We start from the raw sequence: 260 nt of genomic DNA on the forward strand, positions 1-260 counted from the left end.
GTAACATTACTTCTTCTGACTTAACGGTTGGTGGTGATGCAAACGCTTTACTTGGAGATGTTACACTGGAAATCTCAGCAGGCGCTGTTGGTACTACTGAATTAGCTGACAACGCAGTAACTACGGTTAAGATCAACGACAACGCTGTAACTACCGGAAAAATTAATAACAATGCAGTAACTACTGCGAAGATTAATGACGATGCAGTAACAGCTGCTAAAATAAATGCTGATGTTGCGGGTACTGGTTTAACACAAAAC

1 protein-coding gene is annotated in these 260 nt (G+C 40.8%); it reads left to right on the forward strand.

Going from position 1 to position 260, the window contains the following annotated elements; all coding sequences use genetic code 11:
- The coding region (locus ACXAG7_RS20155; RefSeq protein ID WP_476667956.1) for a hypothetical protein at window positions 1-260 on the forward strand (260 nt) is incomplete at both ends.

It is taken from the genome of Tenacibaculum sp. AWR4_210 (genome assembly GCF_056160945.1).